Raw genomic sequence first — 20,336 nt, forward strand, 5'->3', positions numbered from 1 at the left:
TGGAATTCGGCGTGCACCACGCGAACCACTACTACGGCCACAGCCACGTGCTGGCGCGCTACTGCGGCCTGGACGACGCCGAGCCGCCCCGCCTGCACGGCTACCTGCAGCACGGCTGGAACATCGGCGACGGCATGGCCCCCGATCACGAGTACGTTCCCGGCGTGGCCAAGTTCGTCTGGTCCGAGCGGGTGCGGCGGCGGGCCTGGTCGCTGGGGCGGCGCGAGGTGTACGTCGTCGGCGCGCCCTGGGCGTACCTGCTGGCCCTGGAGCCCGAACCGGCCGAGCCGGCGAAGCGTGAGGGGACCATCTGGTACCCGTTCCACGGCTGGGAGGGTCAGCACATCGTCGGTGACCACGACGGCCTGATCGCCGAGATCCGTGACACCGAGCCGGGTCCGGTGACGGTGTGCCTGTACTGGCAGGAGTTTCGCGACAAACGCGTGCGCGCTCTCTACGAGAGGGCCGGCTTCCGGGTGATCTGCCACGGCTACCGCGGTGGCTGGTGGAAGGACCTCGACCCCGGATTTCTCTACCGTCAACTGGCTGAACAGCGCAAACATTCCCGGGTCGCGTCGAACCGCCTGTGCAGCGCGATCATGTACGGCACGCTGGCCGGTTGCGAGCCCGCCGTGTACGGCGACCCGATGCAGCTCGAGGGCGAGAAGTCGGCTTTCGGCGGTCAGGCGCGCATCGTGCGTGAATGGGCGGATCTGCACGGTCCGTCGGTCGACGTGACGCTGGCCCGCGAGATCGCCGTCGCCGAGCTGGGCGCCGATCGTCTGCTGCCCCCGGCCGAGCTGCGCCGGTTGTTCCAGTGGCCGTCCCTGCGTGAAGATCCCGATTTCGAGCTGACCGGAGTGCTGACCCGATGACCACCCTGATCGGCGGGGAGATGCTGCTCTGGTCCGACACCGCCCCCGCCGTTCTTCTGCCGTCGCTTCTGTCGCGAACCCCCGGGCGTACGCTCGTCGCCGGCCCGCACGAGCCGTCGTCGCTGCCCGCGGGCGTCACCGTCCTGGTGCGCGGCGTCCCCGACGCGCAGGCCCTGGCCGCGGCCCGCCCCGACGTCACCGTCCTGTGCGGCAGCCTCGAAAAACTGGCAACCCTTCCCGCGTACGACACCGTGGTAGCTCTCGACGGCCTCGACCGGCTCCTGTCCGCCGAAGCCGACCCGCGCTCCTGGGACGAGACCCTGTCCCTGCTGCTGGCCGTGCTGGCCCCCGGCGGCCGCCTGCTGCTGGGCATGGAGAACCTGTTCGGCGTGCACCGCCTGACCGCTCTGCCCAAGTCCCCGGCCGACAGCGAGTGGGTCGTTCCCGACGACCACGATCCGCAACGCCCCGCCGGTCACGCAGCGCTGCTCGCCCGGCTCACCGGTGCCGGACTGCACATCGCCCGCGACTACGCCGCGTACCCGTCCCTGACAGCACCGACCGTGCTGCTCGGCGCGGAGATCCGTACGGATCCCGCTCTGGCCGGTGTCGTCGAGGCGGCCGTGGCCTCCGCCCTGCGCCCGCCGTGCGACGTCCTGGTCGACCCGGTGCGCCTGGCCACCGGCGCGGTCCGCAACGGCCTGACCGCGGCGCTGGCCCCCGCCTGGATCGTGATCGCCGGCCACGACGCCGCGGACACCCCCGATGCGGTGCTCGACTCGAAGCCCGTGCTGCTGCCCGCGACCGACCTGCCGCGCGGGCGCACGCTGCAGAGCCTGCTGCTGGCCACCGCCCAGCGCCGTGACCTGCCCACCATGCGAGAGCTGCTGACCGCCTGGCAGACCGGCCCCACCGCCGGGGTTCCGGCCGACCGGGTCGTCGTCAGCGAGCCCTCCCTCGACCTGGTCGCCCTGGCCCCGGCCGCCGAGGCCCTGACGGCGCTTCGCGCCTTCGCCGCCGCCGCGATCGCCGGCGGCTACGCCCACCTGTGGCCCATTCCCGCCGACGAGGCCGAGCTCACCGCCGTCCTGGCCGGCATGACCGGCCGCGAGCTGGAGCCGGGCGACGTCCCCCCGGCCGACCGGCCCACCAGCCACGCGGTAGGCGACCTGCTGGCCGAACGCGACCGACTGACCCGGGAACTGGCCCAGGCAAAAGCCAAACACGACTGGTACGAGCACATGCTCGGCTACCGCGAGGCCGAGCTGAAACGCGTCCGCCAGATGAACGCCCTGCTCTCCGCCACGGTCCCCGGCAAGGCCGCCACGTCCCTGGTCGGCGGCCTGCGCGCGGGCAAACGGGCGATGCGTTCGGTGGTCCGCCGCACCCGGGGCAACTGAGGCTTCCAAGACGGATCACCGACGTACGGCTGGAGGGTTGTCCCACCTGGTCCTAGCGTGACTCTGAGCTAGGAGGGCTCCATGAGCTACACGCTGTTGAAGGGCGAGTTCGTCATTCGCTACCCGGATCTGCCTCGGCAGGGTCCGGAGCCCGACGGGGACACCATCAAGTTCCGGCCCGACACGCCGGCGCTGGTCGAGACGCTGCCGCGCCGCTCCGGGAGCCCGCCGGACATCAACCCGCGCGGCATCTCCGTACGGCTGGAAGCGGTCGACGCGCTGGAGACCCACTTCGAGGAGACACATCAGCAGCTCGAGAACGCGAACGCGGCCCGGGACAGGCTGCTGGCGCGGCTCGGCTTCACCGGCGTGACGTATTTCCGGGACGCGCCCAACAAGGTCGAGTCGTGCGATCAGGACAGCATCCGCGGGCATGTCCTGTCCAACGGCATCGACGCCAACGGACGCCTGATCGCCTTCGTGCACCCCGGCGACAACGCCGCCCTGGACGGGTCGTCGGTCTTCGTCGACACCGCGCTGGCCGAGCAGTCGGTGAACGCCGAACTGCTGTCGTCCGGACTCGCGTTCCCGGCCTTCTACGCCACCCTCCCGGCCGACCTGCGTACGCGTCTGGCCGAACTGTCGACGGCGGCCCGCACCGCCCAGCCGCCCGCCGGGCTGTGGCCCGCCTCCACAGCGGACCCGGACGGCGCGGCGACCGTCCCCGGCCTCGACGCCCTGCGGACGCTGGTCATGTGGCCGAAGCTGTTCCGGCGGCTGGTGCCCTACCTGGCCGCCGGAAACGCCGACCTCGACGGCTTCGACGCGTGGCTGCGCGCCGACCCGGTGCACCGCGACGACCGGCTGTTCCGGCTGGACGTCCTGGAGACGGCCAACCTGCACGACGTCGTCCACGCGACCGGCCGCACGGTCCGCCTGACCGTCTGGCCCGAGACGCTCGTCATCGACCCCGACCCGGCGACGCCCGGCGCGCCGACGACCGGCACTCCGGCGGCGGCCGGCGACGTGGTCGTCGTCGCCGTGCTGCCCGACCCGGTCGGCGCGGACGCCGGCCGCGAGGTGGTGACCCTGCTGAACGCCACCGCCACCCCTGTCGACCTGACCGGCTGGCGCCTGCTCGACGCGGCCGGCGGCCGCACCGACCTGTCCGGAGCGCTGCCGCCGGGCGGCGTCACGCAGGTCACCGCGGCGGCCACGATGTCGCTGGGCAACCGAGGCGACCAGATAGTGCTCCTCGATGCGGCCGGCAACCTGATCGACAAGGTCGACTACCGCGCGAACCAGGTCGCTCCCGGAAGAACCATCTGCATCGGACGGTGACCGCGGTCAGCCCCGCCACGGTTTCGCGTCCCGGATGACGCTGCCGTCGCGCAGGGTCAAGTCGTAGGTCATCAGGTCTCTGGTCTGGGCCTGGCCGACCCACTCGACGGCTGGGCCGGGCCACCAGGCGACCCAGCGGCCGTTGCTGACGGTGGCCTGGACGGTCAACGTGCCGGCGTGGACCGTCAGGCCGGCGACGTCGGGGCCGACAGTGCCCTCGGTGATCGAGACTGCGCCGTCGTCGGTCAGGGCGCCGTCCTCGAAACGGCCGGCGGGGGTGGTTCGCGGGGAGTCGGATCCGCTGGCGGCACCCGTGTTCAGGTCTTCGACGTCGTCGGTGCCGGGCAGGTTGTGGGCCAGGCAGGTGGCGACCATGTCGGGGCCCTCGGTGCGATAGAGCATCGCCACGTACTCGCCGCGGCGTTCGGCCAGCACCAGGTGGGCACGGTCAAGGTCGAGAAGGTCGTAGCGGCGCATGTCCTTACGGCAGGCCGATCCGACGAGGTCGATCTCGGCCGGGGTCAGGGCCACGGGAATCGGCGTCCAGGTGGCGTACGCCCGCCCGTCGTCCTTGCCCCACGGAACAGCGACGAGGGCGGCAGCGACGGCAAGCGCGGCGACGGGAGCGAGGATCCATTTCTTGCGCGGGGGCCGCGACCGCGGTTGCGGCGCCCGGAAGCGGGCTTCGCTCTGAACTTTTCTCACACCCCTACCTGTCCGGCGCGGCGCGGGTTGTTACGAACGCTCGGCGACCCGGGCGGCGAGGAACTTCGGGGCCATTTCGCGGTAGCTGTCGGTGATTAGTTCGGCGATCTCGGTCCAGTCGGTATGGTCGCCGAGGAGGACGCAGACCACGTTGTGGCCCCACTCGGCCTGGAAGAACGGGAAGCCGCCGGAGACCAGGCCGAGCAGGTCGTCGGCGGGGGCGCGGAACGTCATCACGGTCGGCGCCTCGCCCGCGCCCGGCTGCCGCGCGTAGAACGGATAGCGCTGCGTGTCGGGCATGTAGACGTGGGCGAACGTCCGGGTGCGGATGCGCCAGCGAAGGCCGATCCAGGCCGGTTCCTCGTACGCCTCGGGCAGTCGGCGGCACAGCGGGCGCAGCCGGTCAAGGATCTCGGAGGGCACATCTCCCGGGCTGGACACGGGCCGACGATAACGGATCGCCGGTCTGTCTCAGGCGAAGGCGAGCTGGTAGAAACCGGCCGCCGGGGCCGCACCGGCGAAGGGCCCGAACCCCATACCGGACAAACCTCGGGTGAGCGGCGTCACCGCAGCTCAGCCGGGTCGGGTTTACCCTCGGTGGATGACGCCGGCCGAGCGGGCTCAGGCGGGACGCGCCGCCCGCAAACGCGTGCCGCCCGCCGCGCACACCGACTTCGCACCGGCCGCGGGAAGGGCCGACCCGGTCGACCTGATCATCGCGCAGGAACAGGACCGGCTGCCCGAGCTGCTGCCGATCCGGCACGGGCGCATGGTCGCCTCACCGTTCGCGTTCTATCGCGGCAGCGCCAACGTCATGGCGGCCGACCTCGCGGCGGCGCCGTCGTCGGGGCTGAAAGCGCAGCTGTGCGGGGACGCCCATCTGAGCAACTTCGGCATGTTCGCCTCGCCCGAACGGCGGCTGATCTTCGACGTCAACGACTTCGACGAGACCAGCGGCGGGCCGTGGGAGTGGGACCTCAAACGGCTTCTGGCCAGCCTGACCCTCGCCGGCCGGTCGAACGGGTTCAAACGCCGCCAGCGCGCGGAGATCGTTCTCGCCGCCGCGCGGGCCTACCGCGAGGCGATGGCCGGGTTCGCCGGCCGGGGCGAGCTCGAGGTCTGGTACGCCCGCGCCGACGTCGACGATCTGGCCGCCCGGCTCGGCAAGGCGTCCCGCAAGAAACTCACCGCGGCGGGTACGAAGGCACGCGGGCGGGACAGCCTGCAGGCGTACCGGAAACTCACCGCGGTGATCGACGGCAACCCGCGCATCGTGGCCGACCCGCCGCTGCTCGTGCCCGTGGGCGACCTGGTGTCGGAGGGGCAGTCCGCGCAGGTCGAGGCGCAGATCCGCAAGGTGCTCGGCGGCTACCGCGACACGCTGCCCGACGACAAACGGCGGCTGATCGACGCGTTCCGGTTCGTCGACCTGGCCCGCAAGGTCGTCGGTGTCGGCAGCGTCGGCACGCGCTGCTGGATCGTCCTGCTGACCGGGCGCGACCACACCGACCCGCTTCTGCTGCAGGTCAAGGAGGCCGGCCCCTCGGTCCTCGCACCGAACTCGGCCGGCGACAACCACGGGCGGCGGGTCGTACGCGGGCAGCGGCTCATGCAGGCGGCCAGCGACATCTTCCTCGGCTGGCAGCGCGTGACCGGTGTCGACGGCCGCGAACGCGACTTCTACGTGCGCCAGCTGCGCGACTGGAAAGGCTCGGCCGTCGTCGACACGATGGACTTCGAGACGCTGCTGCAGTACGGCCGCCTCTGCGCCTGGACGCTCGCCCGGGCCCACGCGCGCAGCGGCGACCGCATCGCCATCGCCGCCTACCTGGGCGACGACGATCGCTACGACCGCGCTTTCGGGGCCTTCGCCCAGGCGTACGCCGACCAGACCGAACACGACCACGCGGCGTTCGCCTCCGCCATCGCCGCCGGCCGGCTCGAAGCCCGTACGGGAATCTGAACCTGACCCTCCCCCGCCGCCGCAGATCGTCGGGTAGCTTGCTCCGATGATTCCCGGATATCCGGACGAGGCGGACCTCGCCGCACCGACCGTGGACGGCTGGCCCCTGGCCGAGCGACCCGGTTTCTGGGCGGCGCACTGGCAGGAACACTTCATCGGCGACGACCCGGGGCTGCTCCCCCGCGTGTGGGGCGTCGACGAGGACGTCCTGCCGCAACGGCTGGACGAGCTCTACGCCACGCCCGAGTGGCCGGTGTTCCGGGTCGCGCTGCGCGACGGCGCCGAGCTCGCCGTGGTGTTCCGCAACTTCGCCGACGACGCGGGAGCCGACTATCTGGTGCTGCCCGCCGGCGGCCGTGACGCCATCGGGATCGCCAGCCTGGAAGGGCACCAGACCGGGCCGGGGCTGTCGTGGGCCGAGCTGGTCGCCGTGGCCGCACGGCAAGCCGACCGGAAGCGGCGGGCGCAGACGTTGCTGCTGCTGGCGCCCGCGTTCGGCGACGATTCCGCCGGCACCCCGGACGCGGCCGCCGTGCTCGCCGACGCGATGCGCGAGCTGGGCGCCGTGAAGGACGTCGAGGAACTGGCGGCGCGGGCGGTCTCCGACGAGGTCGACTTCTGGGGGCACGTGCCGTGGGTGGCCGGCGCGCCCGACCTGAACCTCGCGCCCCGCAACCCCGACAGCCCCGTCGCGCTTCCCCCGGATCAGCGGCACCTGGTCGCTGAGCTGCTGGCCCCCTGACCGGGCCGCTCGTCGGTCAAAGAGCGGGAGAGGGTACGGGTCCCAGCAGCAGGCCGCCGTCGAGGACGAACTCGGAACCGGTTGCGAACGCGGCCGCCGGGGACGTGATGAACAGCAGCAGGCGGCTCAGCTCCTCGGGGTCGGCCAGGCGCGGGATCGCGTACGGGCCGGGGTCGTAGAAATCGCTGATCGGCGGCTCGCCGGGAGCGTTGGGTTCGGTGATCAGCGGGGTGGCGACGACGCCGGGGTGGATCGAGTTGACGCGGATGTCGTCTCGGGCCAGTTCGAGGGCGGCCGTCCGGGTCAGGCCGCGGATCGCCCACTTGCTGGCCACGTAGGGGCCGAAGAACGCGGTGCCGCCGTGGGCCGTCGTGGACGCGACGTTCACGATCGAGCCGCCGCCGCCCCGGCGCAGGGACGGGACGACCGTCTTGATGCCGAGATAGCTGCCGGTCAGGTTCACGTCGAGCACCCGGTCCCAGACCTCGCGATCGGTGTGCTCGATCGGGGCGGCCGGGTTCTGCACGCCGGCGTTGTTGACCAGGATCGAGATCGGCCCGAACCGGGTCTCGGCGGCGGCGACCGCGTTCTGCCAGCTCGCCTCGCCGGTCACGTCCAGGCGTACGACCATCGTGCGGCCGGGCAGCTCGGCGGCAAGGCGCCCGGGCAGATCGGCAGCGACGCGGCCGGGCAGATCGGCGGCGAGGCCGCCGGGCAGGTCGGCGGCGAGCTTGTGGGCCGCGTCGACGTCGCGGGCGGCGATGATGACGTTCGCGCCGTGCTCGTAGTAGGCGCGGACGTGGGCGGCGCCCATGCCGCCGGTCGCGCCGCTGATAAACACGGTCTGGCCGGTGAAGTCGTTCATGAAAGCCTCCGTCATGTGCCGGGCCCGCGGCCGAAGCCGCGCGACGCCAAGGTGGTGAGTCGAGCGACTCACCTCACCACGTTAGGGTGACGAGTGGTGGTGAGTCAAGTGACTCACCTCGCAGCTCGGCATAATGAGACCCGTGACGTATCACCAGCGCATGGCCGAGCAGAAGCGGATGGCGATCATCGAGGCGGCGACCCGGCTGTTCCTCGAGTCCGGCTACGGCGGCGCGTCGCTCGCGAAGATCGCCACCGCCGCCGACGTCTCCAAGGCGACCCTGTTCAAGCAGTTCCCGACCAAGGCCGCCCTCTTCGAGGCGATCGTCACCGAGTACTGGAAGGAGTCCGACGGCAAGACCACGTTCCTGTCCCCCGGCGATCTGCTCGCCGGCCTGCGCACGATCGGCCTGCGCTACGTCGCCCTGCTGACCCGGCCCGGCATGGCCGACCTGTTCCGCATCGTCATCGCCGAGGCGCCGCGCTTCCCCGAGCTCGGCAAGACCCAGTTCGCCCTGGGCAAGATGCCGTTCTTCCAGTCGGTCCGGCACTATCTCGAGGCCGAGGAGGCCAACGGCACCGTACGCATGCAGGACCCCGAACTGGCGGCCACCCAGTTCCTCGGCATGATCGCCGACTACGTCTTCTGGCCACGCATGCTGTTGATCGACTGGAACCCCGTCGAGGCCGCCAACACCCGCGCCGTCGAGCAGGCCGCCCTTACGATGCAGGCCCGCTACAGAATTTGACGGAGTTCGATATGCCTCAGCGCAGTCCGGCCGGCACGCGACGGCAACCCCTCACGCCGCCGCACGGGCGGCTCAGTCGGGCGATGACATCGGCAGTTCGGCCGTCCTCGGCTCTCGGACGGCGGGAGGCACTGGCCCTGACGGCGCTGGCGTTCACCACCGCGGCCTGTGAACGACCGGTGGCGTTCGCGGACCCCGGGGAGGAGCCCGGACTGTTCCCCGAGCAGACGGCCACCCTGTTCACGCCCGGCAGCACCCACGTGCTGGAAAACGGCGACACAGCCACGGCCGAATTGTTCAAGGCCGGCCGCCTGAAGCTCCCCACCGGACGACTCGTCGCCGTCGATCCGCATTGGTTGCCGCGCCGGTCGTGGCAGCCGGCGAGCGGGCCGTTCAGCGTGCGGCTGCCGCCCGGGGCGTACGCGGTGGAGCTCGCCCTTCTGCGCTGGACCGACCTGCGCTGCGCCGCGGCCCGACTCACCGTGCGGGACGAGCCGACGGCCCGCTGGGATCTCGCCGTCCGCCCCGGCGAAGACCCCGCCACCCTCGAGCCGAACCATTTCTTCGGCACCGGCGTCGACTCCGCCACCATCGCCCTGTACGACGGCTCCGCCCTCGACGACGTGGACCGCCTGATCGAACGGGACCCCGAGGCGCTCACCGTACGGAAGGCCGACTCCCCGATCAGCCGCGACGACCCCGCCGCGATCGTCTTCCGCACCGGGTGGGGCGCCGGCAACTATCCGACCTGGATCGGCCGCTCCCCCAAGGGCGAGATCACTTCCGTGGTCGTCGACCTGCTCATGCTCGCCTCACCCACGACCGGGACGCCGTGGCGCCACCCCGTCCCACGATCGCCGGCCACCAGCCGGTCGCCACAATGATCAAATGGGACTTCAGGGAATCGTTGACGAAGTCGTGGCCGGAACGACCGGGGTTCGGTGGTCGATCGCGGTGCCGGGGCTGGCGGAGCACCAGCCGGGACGCAAGCTGCGGACGGCGAGCATCGGGAAGCTGCTGCTGCTGGTCGAGACCGCGCGCCGCATCGAGGAGGGTGAGCTCGACCCCGGCGAGGTTCTCTCGAAGGACCCGGGGCTGGCCGTGGCCGATTCGGGGCTCTGGCAGCATCTGGCGGTCGACGCGCTGCCGATCTCGGACCTGGCCCTGCTGATCGCCGCGGTAAGCGACAACTACGCCACGAACGTGCTGCTCAACCGGGTTGGGCAGGCGTCGGTGGCGGTGCTCGCGGCCGGGCTGGGACTCCACGACACGGCACTGCACGATCGCGTGCGAAACAGGCGCGAACCGCAGGACCCGCCCACACTGTCGACGGGAAACGCCGGCGAGCTGGCGGGCCTGATGGCGCGGATCGCCCGGCGGCAGTTGCTGTCGGTGGCCGTGTCCGACCGGATGGATGCTTGGCTGGCCACCAGCGTGGACCTGTCGATGGTCGCCTCGGGCTTCGACGAGGACCCGCTCGCGCATCCGCGATCGCTGCGCAACAAGACCGGCACCGACGACGGGATCCGCGCCGACGTCGGCTACATCGGGCGGCAGGCCTACGCCGTACTCGCGGAATTCGACCCCGCCGAGCCGGACGGCACCGGGCGGGTCATGCGCGGAATGCGGACGATCGGCGTAGCTCTCGCCAAGCACATCGCTCGCTGACAGATCAGCGTCTGATCGGTGCGTTCCCGCACGTCGCGTAAGGCGTCCTAGGATCCTATCCCATTTCCTGGGCTGTTCGGACAATGGCGCATCACCCACGGAGCGGGACAATACGAATCGGGACGGGTGCCTACCCCGCCAGGAGGCATCCGTCCTTTCGCGCTCAGCTCAGAAAAAGCCCCGGGCCGGCGCCGGCGCCGCCGCAGCGCGCGGGCGAAACGGGCGCCGCCGCAGCGGCAGCGCCGGCCGAAGGGTTCAAGCGCGGGCCGGCCGCGGCGCGACGGCCGAAGGGTTCAAGCGCGGGCCGGCCGCGGCGCGACCGCAGAACGCGCGCGGGCCGGAACCCCCGAAGGAATTCCGGCCCGGTGACGACTCCCCTACGGGGCCGGGTAGTCGGTGATGAAGACCGGGGCGCCCACCTTCGTCGTGTCGGCGGCCTCGCCCACGCCGTTGACCACGTGGTTGATCACGCCGGCGCTCAGGTTCACGGTCATGATGTGGTGCAGCTTCACCCCGGGGCGCTGGGGCACCTCGAAGCCGTTCTCCGTCTCGATCGACGGGTTGTTCTGGTTGAAGACGTAGACGCCGGCGCCGTACAGGGTGTGGTTGCGCACCTTGTCGCCGACCTTGTAGCCCGCCCACCCCTTGACCGAGCCGTTCATCCAGTCGGCCTGCGTCGGCGGGTCGTACGGCAGCTCGTTCTGGTAGAGGACCGTCGTGCCCTTCTCGCCGTTCCAGACGGTGTTGTACTTCTGGAAGTGCTCGACGAACAGGCCCGTCGCGGTCACGTTGTCGCCGTTGATGACCGCGCCGTAGCGTCCGATGTTGGTACGCCACCGCTGCGTGTCACCGTTGACGCCCTCGGTGAAGCCCTCGACCCCGTGGTCGCCGCGCCACACCCAGGTGTGGTCGATCAGCACGTTGTCGCTGTTCACCTCGAGCGCCGTGTCGACCTTGCCGATGTGCGGCCCGCCGACCCGGAAGTAGACGTCCGACAGCGTGGTCGGGTTGGCCGCCGAACTGATCCCGATTCCCTTGTGGGCACCGACCTGCAGCAGGTTCTTCGACTCCTTGAGCCCCGCGTCGATCGTGACCCCCGCGATGATCACGCCGGGGACGGAGGCGACCTTGAGCGGCGTGGCCCCGTTGACCGCGGTCAGCGTCGCGTGCCCGATGCCGAGCACGACCTGGTTCGGCCGCAGCACGTGGATCGACTGGTTGATGTCGTAGACGCCGGGCGTGAGCAGCAGGTTCTTGCCGAGCAGCAGAGCCGCGTTGATCTTCCACACGGGATCGGACGGCTTGGCCACGAAGAAGTCCGACAGCGGAATCGTCCGCCCCGGGCCGCCCCACGACACCCCGCTCGTGTTCCGGGCAGCAGACGGCACCCGTACGGAATATTTGCCCGAACTGTCGGCGAAGAGATAGGGCTTCTCACGGCTCAGCGGCGTCGCGGCCAGAGTCGTGTAGGGCGGGTTCGGGAACGTCGCGTCGTCGGGCGCACCCACGACGCCGGCGAAGACCTGGTTCCACACCGCGTTCGACCAGACCCCGACCTTGCTGTTACGGGTCAGCCACTGCTGCTGCGACCCGTTGGTCACGTTGCCGAACTCCGAGTCGGCGATGAACCCGCCCGACGCGTACTGCGGCCCGGCCGTGCAGTAGTCCATCAGCGAGAAGTTGCCGTCGACCTGCAGCCGCCGCAGCGACACGGCCTGCGAGACGGCCCAGAAGTTGGCGCTCGACCGGCAGCCGTCCTGCCCCGCCGAGTTCACCTTCAACGACAGGTTCGAGAGCGTACGCCAGAAGTTGACCAGCGCGAGGCAGTTGGCGGTGCCGCCCTCGGTGAGGCAGCGGTTGTAGACCTCGACCTTGCCGTTGATCACGACGTCGGACGGCGAGGCGCCGAGCCCGGACACCTCGGTGTAGTAGCCGACCTTGATCTGCAGCGGCTGGGCGTCGGTGCCGTAGGTGCCCGGCTTGAACAGGAACGCGTACCGGTTGGTGCCCATCTCGGCGTTGACCTGCTGGGCGTACGTGGCATCGAGCTTGGCCTGGATATCGGCGACGGGCATGCCCGGGTCGAAGACGGTGACGTTGGCGCCGAAGGGGGCGGCAACAGGCTTGGTGACGGCGGAGGCGGGCGCGGCAGTGAGCGCACCGACGGTCATCGCGACGATCCCTATGGCCAGGATCCGGCGACCGGCGTTTGTCGTCATGCGGAAAGGTCCCTTCCGTTAACGGGGAGGCAACAAACGGGACCACAGAAAGCTATAGACGCATCGACATGTCAAGGGTGTCTGGCGGCGGCAAGGGCGGCATTCGCACAGGCTTCGGACATCTCGCCGCGGTTCCGGAACCAGCCTTGCCCGAACGGCCCCATCCAACCGCCCCACCCGCCGCCCTGAGACCGGACTAGAGACTCTCTACATTGGTCGTTCGGCCTCCGGAACCGGTACCGGAGGGCTGTCGGAACCGGTACCGGAAGACAGGCCGGAACCGGTGCTGGCGGACGGGCCGGGAGCAGTGCCGGAGGACTGGCCGGAAAGCGCGAAGACCCGGCGCCCGGCCAGGAATTCCCGCTCGGCCGCGGTCGGCGCCAGCGTGAGGGCGCGGTCGAACTCCCCCACCGCCGCCTCCCGCTCCCCCAGCCGCAGCAGCATCTCGGCCCGCGCGGCCGCCAGGTGATGACTGCGCGGCAGCCGTTCCCCCAGCCCGTCCAGAAGGGCCAGCGCGGCAGCCGGCCCGGAGCACTCGGCCACCGCCACCGCGCGGTTGAGCCGCACCACCGGCGACCCGGTCAGTTCCTCGAGCCGCTCGTAGCATTCGACGATCCCGGCCCAGTCCGTGTCCGACGCCCGCGCCGCCACCGCGTGCCGAGCCGCGATCAGCGCCTGCAACCGAAAAGCGCTCAGCGGCCCCGGCGCTTCGAGCAGCGTCAGCGCCTCGCCGGCCTCCACCGCGTTCCAGAGCGTACGGTCCTGGTCGGCCAGCAGCACGAGCCGGCCGTCCCGCAGCCGGGCGCGCCGCCGCGAGTGCTGCAGCAGCACGAGCGCGAGCAGGTCCCGTACGTCAGGGTCGGTCGGAAGCAGTTCACGAAGCAGCCGCATCAGCCGGATCGCCTCCGCGGCCACCTCCGTACGGAATGATCGATAGCCCTCGGTGAACAGCAGGTAGAGCACCGAGAGCACGCCCGGCAGCCGCTCGGGCAGGTCGTCCGGTGACGGCATCCGCAGCGGAATCCCCGCCGTCCGGATCTTCTGCTTGCCGCGGGTGATCCGCGCGGCCATCGTCGCGTCGGGCACCAGGAACAGCCGCGCGATCTCGGGTACGGTCAGCCCGGCCACGAACCGCAACGTCAGCGCGACCCGGGCCTCCGACCCGAGCGCCGGGTGGCAGCAGGCGAACAGCAGCGCCAGGGAGTCGTCGGAGTGCACCGGCTCCCCCGGCGACGTGATCAGCCGCGGCAGGTAGCGGGCGAGGGTCTCCTCCCGGCGACGCCGGTCGACCGCCCGCCGCCGCGCGACCGCCAGCAGCCAGGCGGCCGGCCGCTGCGGGACGCCCTCGCTCGCCCATTGCTGAGCGGCGGCGGCGAAGGCGTCCTGCAGCGCTTCCTCGGCCAGGTCGAAGCTGCGCAGCTCGGCGACCAGCGTGGCCAGCAGCGGCCCTCGATGCTCCCGGAACGCGGCTTCGACGACGGTCACGGGTGCTCGACCACCGGCCGTACCTCGATGATGTCCTCCACGGTGGCGAGCGCCCGGGCGAACTCGAGCGCCTCGTCGAGATCGCGGGCCTCGACCAGGTAGAAGCCGCCGAGCTGCTCGGCCGTCTCGGCGTACGGCCCGTCGGTCAGCAGCGCCTCACCGGCCTTGAGCCGTACGGTCGTCGCGGTGTTCGACAGCGCCAGCTCCTCACCGCCCCGCTCGGCGTCGCGCGAGCGCAGCAGCTCCGAGAACCGGCCGTGCCTCTCGTACGTCTCGGCCCGCTTCTCCTCGTCGGCCTCGGCCCAGTCCTGGTCGACCCCGTACATCAGCAGTGCGTACTTCATCGTCGCCTCCTTGAACTCATCATCGCTGGCACCCGGTCGTCGCGCGCCGTTCACGGAAATCGACAGTTCCAGGCAGAACGCGTGGCCGAATGGGCACAAATGCCCGAGCCGCGGCGCCGGGCGAGGCAGAGTCGGCGGGGATGACACACCGATTTCCGGGGGGAAACCAGATGACCACCGCTGTCGAGTCGTTCGACGCGCTCCGCAACCGGCTCACCGGCGAGCTCGCCACGCCCGGGGAGCCTCTCTACGCCGCCCTGACGACCGGCTTCAATCTGGCCGTCACGCCCACGCCCGCCGCCGTGGTCGAGGCCCGCAGCCCGCAGGACGTCGCCGAGGCCGTCCGCTTCGCCGGGGACGCGGGCTACGCGGTCTCGGTGCAGGCGACCGGCCACGGGATCGCCGCCACCCTCGACGGCACGATCCTGGTGCACACCGGCCGTCTCGACGAGTGCGTGGTGCATCCCGAGGGCTGGGCGCGAGTCGGTGCGGGCGTGCGCTGGCAGCAGGTGATCGACGCGGCCACCCCGTACGGTCTGGCGCCGCTGTGCGGGTCGGCGCCGGGTGTGGGCGTGGTCGGCTACACCGTCGGCGGCGGGATCGGTCCGGTGGCACGCACCTACGGCTGGAGCTCCGACCGGGTGCGGGCGGTCGAGCTCGTCACCGGCGACGGCGTGCTGCGCCGGGCGACCCCCGACGAGGAGCCCGACCTGTTCTGGGGCGTCCGCGGCGGCAAGGGCGCGCTCGGCATCGTCACCGCCCTCGAGTTCGACCTCGTTCAACTGCCTTCCCTGTACGCCGGTGCGCTGTACTTCGCCGGCGCGGACACCGCCGCCGTCGTGCACAGGTGGCGCGACTGGTCGGCCGGCCTGCCCTTGGAGGCCACCACGTCGTTCGCGTTGCTGCAGCTCCCGCCGCTGCCCGGCGTTCCCGAGCCGCTCGCCGGCAAGTACGCCGTCGCCGTGCGCTTTGCCTGGACCGGCTCGCCCGATTCCGGCGCGGACGTGCTCGCCCCGATGCGCGCGGTCGCCACCCCGATCATCGACGCGGTGCAGACCATCCCGTACGCGGCGATCGGCATGGTCCACGCCGACCCGGTCGACCCGATCCCCGCCGTCGAGGCGACCGACCTGCTGCGCGAGTTCCCGTCCGAGGCGGTGGACGCGCTGCTGGCCGTGGCCGGGCCGGACGCCCGCTCGCCGCAGGTGATCGTCGAGGTGCGGCAGCTCGGCGGCGCGCTGGCCCGACCGCCCGAGCACCCGAGCGCGCTGAGCCACCGCGACGCCGCGTACAGCCTGATCGCCATCGGTGTTCCGGTGCCGCCGTTCGCCGAGCTGATCGGCCCGCACGCCCAGGCGTTGCTCGAAGCGATCGGGCCGTGGGCCGACGGCGGTGCCCTGCCCAACATGGGTGCCGGCACCGGGGCCGCCCGGCTGAGCCGTTCCTACGACCCCGCGACCCTGGCCCGGCTGATCTCGATCGCCACCCGTTACGACCCGCACAACGTGCTGCGGGCGGGTCAGGTGCCGGTGCGTGTCGGGTAGATCACCCTGACGAACTGTACCGTCTGGTCGGTACAGTTCCGGCTTGGGCAACCTGGCCGACCGGTTCGGCCGCAAGCGGGTGCTGCTGATCGGGTCGGTGGCGTTCGGCGGTGCCTCGGTGCTGGCCGCGTTCGCGACCAGCGCCGAGGCGTTGATCGGGGCGCGGCTGCTGCTCGGCGTGGCCGGGGCGACCCTGATGCCGTCGACGCTGTCGCTGATCCGCAACATCTTCACCGAACCGGCCGAGCGCACCCGGGCGATCGCCATCTGGTCGACCGCGTTCGGGGCCGGCTCGGCGATCGGACCGCTGGTGGGCGGGTTCCTGCTCGAGCACTTCTGGTGGGGCTCGGTCTTCCTGATCAACGTGCCGGTCATGGTGCTGGTGGTGGTCTCGGGTCTGATGCTGCTGCCCGAGTCCCGCGACCCACTTCCCGGGCGGTTCGATGTTCTGTCGGCGCTCCTGTCGATGGCGGCGATCGTCCCGCTGGTCCACGCCGTCAAGCACGTGGTCGGCTCGGGCCTCGACGCGACGACGGTCACGCTCGTGCTGGTCGGCCTGGCCGGCGGCGTTCTCTTCGTACGCCGTCAGCGCCGCCTCGAGCAGCCCATGCTCGACGTCGAACTGTTCCGCAGCCCCGCCTTCTCGGGCGCGGTCGCGGCCAACGTGATCGCCATCTTCGCGCTGACCGGCCTGCTCTTCTTCTTCTCGCAGTATCTGCAGCTCGCCCGCGGGCACAGCCCCCTGCAGGCGGGCCTGGCCGAGCTGCCGGCCACCCTCGCGTCGATCGCCGTCGTGGTCGTCATCGGGGTCGCCGTGACCCGGCTCGGGCGCGGGCGGGCCATCGCGCTCGGCTTGGCTCTGACCGCGGCCGGGCTCGCCTTGGTGGCGGCGGCCGCTCACGGCCCGTACATCTGGTTGGGTCTGGCTCTTGTGCCGATCGGCCTCGGGGTGGGGCTGGCCATGACGCTGACCGGCGACGCGATCGTCTCGGCGGCGCCGCCGCGCAAGGCGGGCTCGGTCTCGGCGATCACCGAGACGGCCAACGAGCTCGGCGTCGTGCTGGGCATCGCGGTGCTCGGCTCGCTGGTCACCCTGGTCTACCGCAACTCGGTCACCGTTCCGCCCGGTCTTTCCGAGTCAGAGGCCCTGCGCGTACGGGATTCGCTCGGTTCGGCCCTGCAGGTGCTCCCGCCCGGCGCGGCCGGCAGCGCGCGCGACGCGTTCATCGCCGGCATGCAGACGACATCGGTGGTCGCGGCGGTGGCGGCGGCCGGCGCGGCCCTGCTGGCGTGGCGGTTGATCCCGTCCGCGCGCTCGTAGGTACGGTTTCGTCGTGGGACGCACCGCGGGCCGCTCGCCCCAGGACACCCGGCGAGCTCTGCTGACCGCCGCCGGCGAGGCCATCCGCGTCCGGGGCATCCACGCCTCGCTCGACGAGATCGCCCGCCACGCCGGGGTCTCCAAGGGCGGCCTGATCTACCACTTCGCCAGCAAGGACGAGCTGATCCTGGCCCTGGCCCACGACCTGCTGGCCACCTTCCGGGCCAGCGTCGACGCCGCCCTCGACCCGGCCGACACCGCCCCCGGCCGCCTGACCCGCGCCTACCTGCGCGCCGTCCTGGTTCCCCCCGCCGACGAGCTTGCCGCCCGCGAGTCCCTGGCCCTGATCACCCAGCTCATGACCGTCCCCGAGGTAGCCGCCCTGGCCCGCGCCGACGCCCAGCGCCTGGAGGCCGACCTGGCCGCGGACGGCCTGCCCCCGGACGTGCTGACCCTGGTCGTCGCCGCCGCCGACGGCATGAGCAGTGCTCCCCTGTGGGGTGGCTCCTACCTGACCCCGGAACACCAGCGCCTGACCCGCCGCCTGCTCGACCTCACCTATCGCCCAACGATGTGGGAGGACTGAACCTGGTTCAGCAGCCGCCGCAGCTTCGTGGCCCGGGACGGGTGATCGTGGGAGGCCCAGGCGACGCGGCCGGTCAGGTGGGCCAGGAAGTCAGGGTGGCCGTCGCGGTTGGCGGCGTCGAGGCCGTGGGTGGCCGCATCGTGCAGGATCGCGCGCAGCCGGTCGTAGTCCGCGCGGGCGACGGCGGGCCGCTCGTTGACGACCAGACCGGTCAGCGACTGCCGCTGCGACCGGTGGCGGACCTTTGTCTTGTCCGGACGGACGCGGAAGCCCTCCTCGGTGGCAATGTGCGCGACCAGGGGGGTCAGGCGGTCGACGGGTCCGGTGCCCGAGAACGCCAGGTCGTCGGCGTAGCGGGCGTAGGTCAGCCCGAACCGCTCGGCCAGGCCGGTCAGGCGGCGGTCGAGGCGGAAGGCGCACAGGTTGGCCAGGGCGGGCGAGGTCGGCGCGCCCTGCGGCAGGTGGGGGCGGCGCAGCACCGCGGCCAGGTCGGGATCGGGGGCGGACCGAAGGACCCGGGCGGGCGTACGGGTGGTGGTCAATGCGGTCAATGCGTGCGCGACGGTCTCGGGGTAGCCGGCGCCGAGGAACAGGCCGTAGATCCGCGCCGCCGTGATGCTCGAGAAGAACGCCCGCAGGTCCATCGTGAGCAGCACGTCCTGGCCCGCGTGCCGCTCGGCGAACGTGTGGGTGCCGCGGCCGGGGACGAAACCGTGGACGGCGTCGTGCACGGGAATCGTCGCCAGGATCTCGTCGAGCACCCGCCGCTGCAGGGCCCGCAGGCGTGGCTTGGGCGCCTCGATCAGGCGATGGCTCAGCCACGCGTACCGGTAGTGGCGCAGCCGCTCGTCGCGGGCCTGCCGGTTCAGCTCGCGGCGGTCGGCGAACCAGTCGAGCGCGCCCCCGTCGAGCTCGAGAAACGCGGCCAGCCCGGCCAGGTCGTCGATCCGAGGAGCCTTCCACCGCATCCGTACGACCCGGGCCGGCGCCACCAGCCGACGGCGGATCACGGCCCGCGGCACCCCGAACCCGGCCAGGAACCGGCTGAGCTCCCTCGGCCGGTCGACGGGCGCCCGCGGATAGGCCTGCAGCACGGCGTCGACCAGCCGGCGCGCCCGGGCCGGGGCCACCACCCGTACGGCCGAGAGCATGTGCGGTCGGCGCCAGTTCGTCGTCAGCAACGCGTCAGCCAGGGCGCTCGCGACGCTCGACGACGGCTGGCGGCGCGGCGAGTACCAGCGCCGGGCGGGGGCGAGCCGCTTGCGGTTCCATGTGCGAATGGCAGCGTGCCCCGACGATTCCCGGTCGTGCCTGCGCCGGACTGCGCGAAGCGCGGAAGCGCGCCGGCGGTGTGCTGCGGTGCTCACAGAAACGTCCTCGGGGTTACCCCGAAGAGCCATCGCCGCCGCGAACGACGGCCGACGGCGAGCTCGGGACACGCTGCCACCCGGCCATCATAGAGACCACGGACGCCCCGTGCGCCCCGACGCCGACCGGCCCCCTACCCTGGTCGGGTGACCGACCTGGACGAGAACCTGATCGCCACCTACTACCTGACCAGCATCGACGAGGTGACCGAGCACCTGCGGGCCGCGAACCAGCTCGGCCTGGGCGTGCGGGTGCGAAGCTACGTGGAGGCCGAAGAGGACCACTGGGAGGTCGAACTGCTCGCCTCCTCGCCTGTCATGGAGGAGGCCGCCGCCGAGCCCGCGGAGGACTGACGCCCGGCCGCCAACTGGAGCGCCTCCCGCAGCGCGACGATGCCGGGATTGTCCATCGCGGAGACCCGGGTGGCGGTGAAGATGCTGCGCTGCAGGCGCTCCTCGACGACCGGGCGCACGCTGATCTGCGGCAACGTCGCGGTGTCGACCCGGCGATGGCTGGGCCGATGGCGTTCAGCGCGGCGCTCCACGTGCCGACCCAGATCGCCCTGGCGGTGGTCTTCGCCCACGTGCTGCACCGGTACGGCCTGTTCCGCGGCGCCGTCTGCGGCGCGCGCGCCTATCACGCCGTCGCGACTACGCTGCCGTCATGGACTCCATGATGCAGCTTGTGGGCCTCATCGCCGTGGCCGCGATCGCCCTCGCGATCATCGTGCTGGCCATGGTGTCGTGGCTCAAGCATCGTCGCCGCGACAAGAAGCCGATCGAGGACGGCGGCCACCTCGGCCCCAGCGTCGTCCAGGAACCAACACCCGGCAACTGGGAGTAGGGCCGCCTCCACACCACTCGATCGTTCGGTCACGCGAAGTATCTCCGCGGACTAGCCGACGAACGGCCTGTACCGCATGGCCTCGTCGATGACCTCGTCAATGCCGAGTTCGGGTGTGCGCCAGAACAGCAGATCGCTGACCCTGGGGTGCGCCAGCACCCGCTCCAGCTCGTCCAGCAGCGGGCCTGCGGCGTCGTCGGGCAGCACGGGGTCGCGGAGGCGCTGGATCAGATCGTGGGCTTGCCGCCGTCGCGCATCGTCGAGCGTCCGGGCCGGTGGGCGTGATTCCATCCCGGCACGACAGCGAGCGGCTTGTAGG

Annotated in this window: 22 protein-coding genes; 14 read left to right on the forward strand and 8 right to left on the reverse strand. The window is 71.7% G+C overall.

The window, feature by feature from the left end; all coding sequences use genetic code 11:
* The first annotated feature begins 11 nt into the window (after positions 1-11).
* The 3 genes from EER30_RS37710 (at position 12) to EER30_RS37720 (ending at position 3,616) form a co-directional block, all read left to right on the forward strand.
* Positions 12-875 carry a hypothetical protein gene (locus tag EER30_RS37710; protein WP_127506124.1) on the forward strand — a complete coding sequence of 288 codons (864 nt, stop codon included), beginning with the start codon at positions 12-14 and terminating at the stop codon, positions 873-875.
* Positions 872-2,275, forward strand: a complete 1,404-nt coding sequence (locus EER30_RS47525) for a class I SAM-dependent methyltransferase (protein WP_164842623.1) — start codon at positions 872-874, stop codon at positions 2,273-2,275. The genes EER30_RS37710 and EER30_RS47525 overlap by 4 nt, the downstream gene beginning before the upstream one ends.
* A gap of 81 nt (positions 2,276-2,356) precedes the next feature.
* Positions 2,357-3,616 (forward strand): lamin tail domain-containing protein, encoded by a 1,260-nt coding sequence (locus EER30_RS37720; protein ID WP_127506051.1) that lies wholly within the window; start codon positions 2,357-2,359, stop codon positions 3,614-3,616.
* A gap of 6 nt (positions 3,617-3,622) precedes the next feature.
* Here EER30_RS37720 and EER30_RS37725 read toward each other — a convergent pair whose 3' ends face one another.
* Together EER30_RS37725 and EER30_RS37730 are read right to left on the reverse strand one after the other, a co-directional pair.
* Positions 3,623-4,321, reverse strand: coding sequence for a hypothetical protein (locus EER30_RS37725; protein WP_127506052.1), 699 nt, complete (start codon positions 4,319-4,321; stop codon positions 3,623-3,625).
* 30 nt (positions 4,322-4,351) lie between these two features.
* Complete coding sequence (locus tag EER30_RS37730) at positions 4,352-4,762, reverse strand: MmcQ/YjbR family DNA-binding protein (protein ID WP_127506054.1); 411 nt, start codon at positions 4,760-4,762, stop codon at positions 4,352-4,354.
* Between the two features lie 160 nt (positions 4,763-4,922).
* On the opposite strand from EER30_RS37730, the gene EER30_RS37735 reads away from it, so the two are divergent.
* Both EER30_RS37735 and EER30_RS37740 read left to right on the forward strand, forming a co-directional pair.
* Positions 4,923-6,284 (forward strand): DUF2252 domain-containing protein, encoded by a 1,362-nt coding sequence (locus EER30_RS37735; RefSeq protein ID WP_205650589.1) that lies wholly within the window; start codon positions 4,923-4,925, stop codon positions 6,282-6,284.
* Between the two features lie 46 nt (positions 6,285-6,330).
* Complete coding sequence (locus EER30_RS37740; protein WP_127506058.1) at positions 6,331-7,026, forward strand: hypothetical protein; 696 nt, start codon at positions 6,331-6,333, stop codon at positions 7,024-7,026.
* Positions 7,027-7,042: 16 nt separating this feature from the next.
* Here the strand turns inward: EER30_RS37740 and EER30_RS37745 are convergent, their stop codons facing one another.
* On the reverse strand, positions 7,043-7,891 hold the full coding sequence (locus EER30_RS37745) for an SDR family NAD(P)-dependent oxidoreductase (protein WP_127506060.1): 849 nt from the start codon (positions 7,889-7,891) through the stop codon (positions 7,043-7,045).
* 133 nt (positions 7,892-8,024) lie between these two features.
* Here EER30_RS37745 and EER30_RS37750 point away from each other — a divergent pair, with 133 nt between their 5' ends.
* From EER30_RS37750 to EER30_RS37760, 3 genes are all read left to right on the forward strand, one after another.
* Positions 8,025-8,639: a TetR/AcrR family transcriptional regulator gene (locus tag EER30_RS37750; RefSeq protein ID WP_127506062.1), complete on the forward strand. Its 615-nt coding sequence runs from the start codon at positions 8,025-8,027 to the stop codon at positions 8,637-8,639.
* An 83-nt stretch (positions 8,640-8,722) separates the two neighbouring features.
* Entirely contained in the window at positions 8,723-9,523 is an 801-nt protein-coding gene (locus tag EER30_RS37755; protein ID WP_127506064.1) for a DUF4241 domain-containing protein, read from the forward strand.
* A gap of 4 nt (positions 9,524-9,527) precedes the next feature.
* Entirely contained in the window at positions 9,528-10,307 is a 780-nt protein-coding gene (locus EER30_RS37760) for a serine hydrolase (RefSeq protein ID WP_127506066.1), read from the forward strand.
* A 377-nt stretch (positions 10,308-10,684) separates the two neighbouring features.
* Here the strand turns inward: EER30_RS37760 and EER30_RS37765 are convergent, their stop codons facing one another.
* The 3 genes from EER30_RS37765 to EER30_RS37775 form a co-directional block, all read right to left on the reverse strand.
* Positions 10,685-12,526 (reverse strand): adenylyl cyclase, encoded by a 1,842-nt coding sequence (locus EER30_RS37765; RefSeq protein WP_127506068.1) that lies wholly within the window; start codon positions 12,524-12,526, stop codon positions 10,685-10,687.
* Between the two features lie 207 nt (positions 12,527-12,733).
* Complete coding sequence (locus tag EER30_RS37770; protein ID WP_127506070.1) at positions 12,734-14,011, reverse strand: RNA polymerase sigma factor; 1,278 nt, start codon at positions 14,009-14,011, stop codon at positions 12,734-12,736.
* Positions 14,008-14,355 (reverse strand): YciI family protein, encoded by a 348-nt coding sequence (locus tag EER30_RS37775; RefSeq protein ID WP_127506072.1) that lies wholly within the window; start codon positions 14,353-14,355, stop codon positions 14,008-14,010. Before EER30_RS37775 ends, EER30_RS37770 begins: the two co-directional genes overlap by 4 nt.
* Positions 14,356-14,525: 170 nt before the next feature.
* On the opposite strand from EER30_RS37775, the gene EER30_RS37780 reads away from it, so the two are divergent.
* The 3 genes from EER30_RS37780 to EER30_RS37790 are packed head-to-tail and all read left to right on the forward strand — an operon-like array spanning position 14,526 to position 17,806.
* On the forward strand, positions 14,526-15,899 hold the full coding sequence (locus tag EER30_RS37780; RefSeq protein WP_127506074.1) for an FAD-binding oxidoreductase: 1,374 nt from the start codon (positions 14,526-14,528) through the stop codon (positions 15,897-15,899).
* Between the two features lie 43 nt (positions 15,900-15,942).
* A complete protein-coding gene (locus tag EER30_RS37785; protein WP_127506076.1) occupies positions 15,943-17,220 on the forward strand; it encodes an MFS transporter in 1,278 nt (425 codons plus the stop codon).
* A 13-nt stretch (positions 17,221-17,233) separates the two neighbouring features.
* Positions 17,234-17,806 (forward strand): TetR/AcrR family transcriptional regulator, encoded by a 573-nt coding sequence (locus tag EER30_RS37790; protein WP_127506078.1) that lies wholly within the window; start codon positions 17,234-17,236, stop codon positions 17,804-17,806.
* Here EER30_RS37790 and EER30_RS37795 read toward each other — a convergent pair.
* A complete protein-coding gene (locus tag EER30_RS37795; protein WP_205650590.1) occupies positions 17,779-19,173 on the reverse strand; it encodes a reverse transcriptase family protein in 1,395 nt (464 codons plus the stop codon). The two genes, EER30_RS37790 and EER30_RS37795, sit on opposite strands and share 28 nt — an antisense overlap.
* Positions 19,174-19,320: 147 nt before the next feature.
* Between EER30_RS37795 and EER30_RS37800 the strand changes: the two genes are divergently transcribed.
* The 3 genes from EER30_RS37800 to EER30_RS37805 all read left to right on the forward strand — a co-directional run bounded on the left by EER30_RS37800 (position 19,321) and on the right by EER30_RS37805 (position 20,017).
* Positions 19,321-19,527: a phospholipase D-like domain-containing protein gene (locus tag EER30_RS37800; protein ID WP_127506080.1), complete on the forward strand. Its 207-nt coding sequence runs from the start codon at positions 19,321-19,323 to the stop codon at positions 19,525-19,527.
* 167 nt (positions 19,528-19,694) lie between these two features.
* On the forward strand, positions 19,695-19,850 hold the full coding sequence (locus EER30_RS47530; protein WP_164842624.1) for a hypothetical protein: 156 nt from the start codon (positions 19,695-19,697) through the stop codon (positions 19,848-19,850).
* Positions 19,838-20,017 (forward strand): hypothetical protein, encoded by a 180-nt coding sequence (locus EER30_RS37805; protein ID WP_127506082.1) that lies wholly within the window; start codon positions 19,838-19,840, stop codon positions 20,015-20,017. Before EER30_RS47530 ends, EER30_RS37805 begins: the two co-directional genes overlap by 13 nt.
* Positions 20,018-20,068: 51 nt before the next feature.
* On the opposite strand, the gene EER30_RS37810 is transcribed toward EER30_RS37805, so the two are convergent.
* A complete protein-coding gene (locus EER30_RS37810) occupies positions 20,069-20,308 on the reverse strand; it encodes an e9imm peptide (RefSeq protein WP_127506084.1) in 240 nt (79 codons plus the stop codon).
* Positions 20,309-20,336: the final 28 nt, after the last annotated feature.

The organism is Actinoplanes solisilvae, from assembly GCF_003999975.1.
In the GTDB taxonomy this organism is placed as follows: Bacteria; Actinomycetota; Actinomycetes; order Mycobacteriales; family Micromonosporaceae; genus Actinoplanes; species Actinoplanes solisilvae.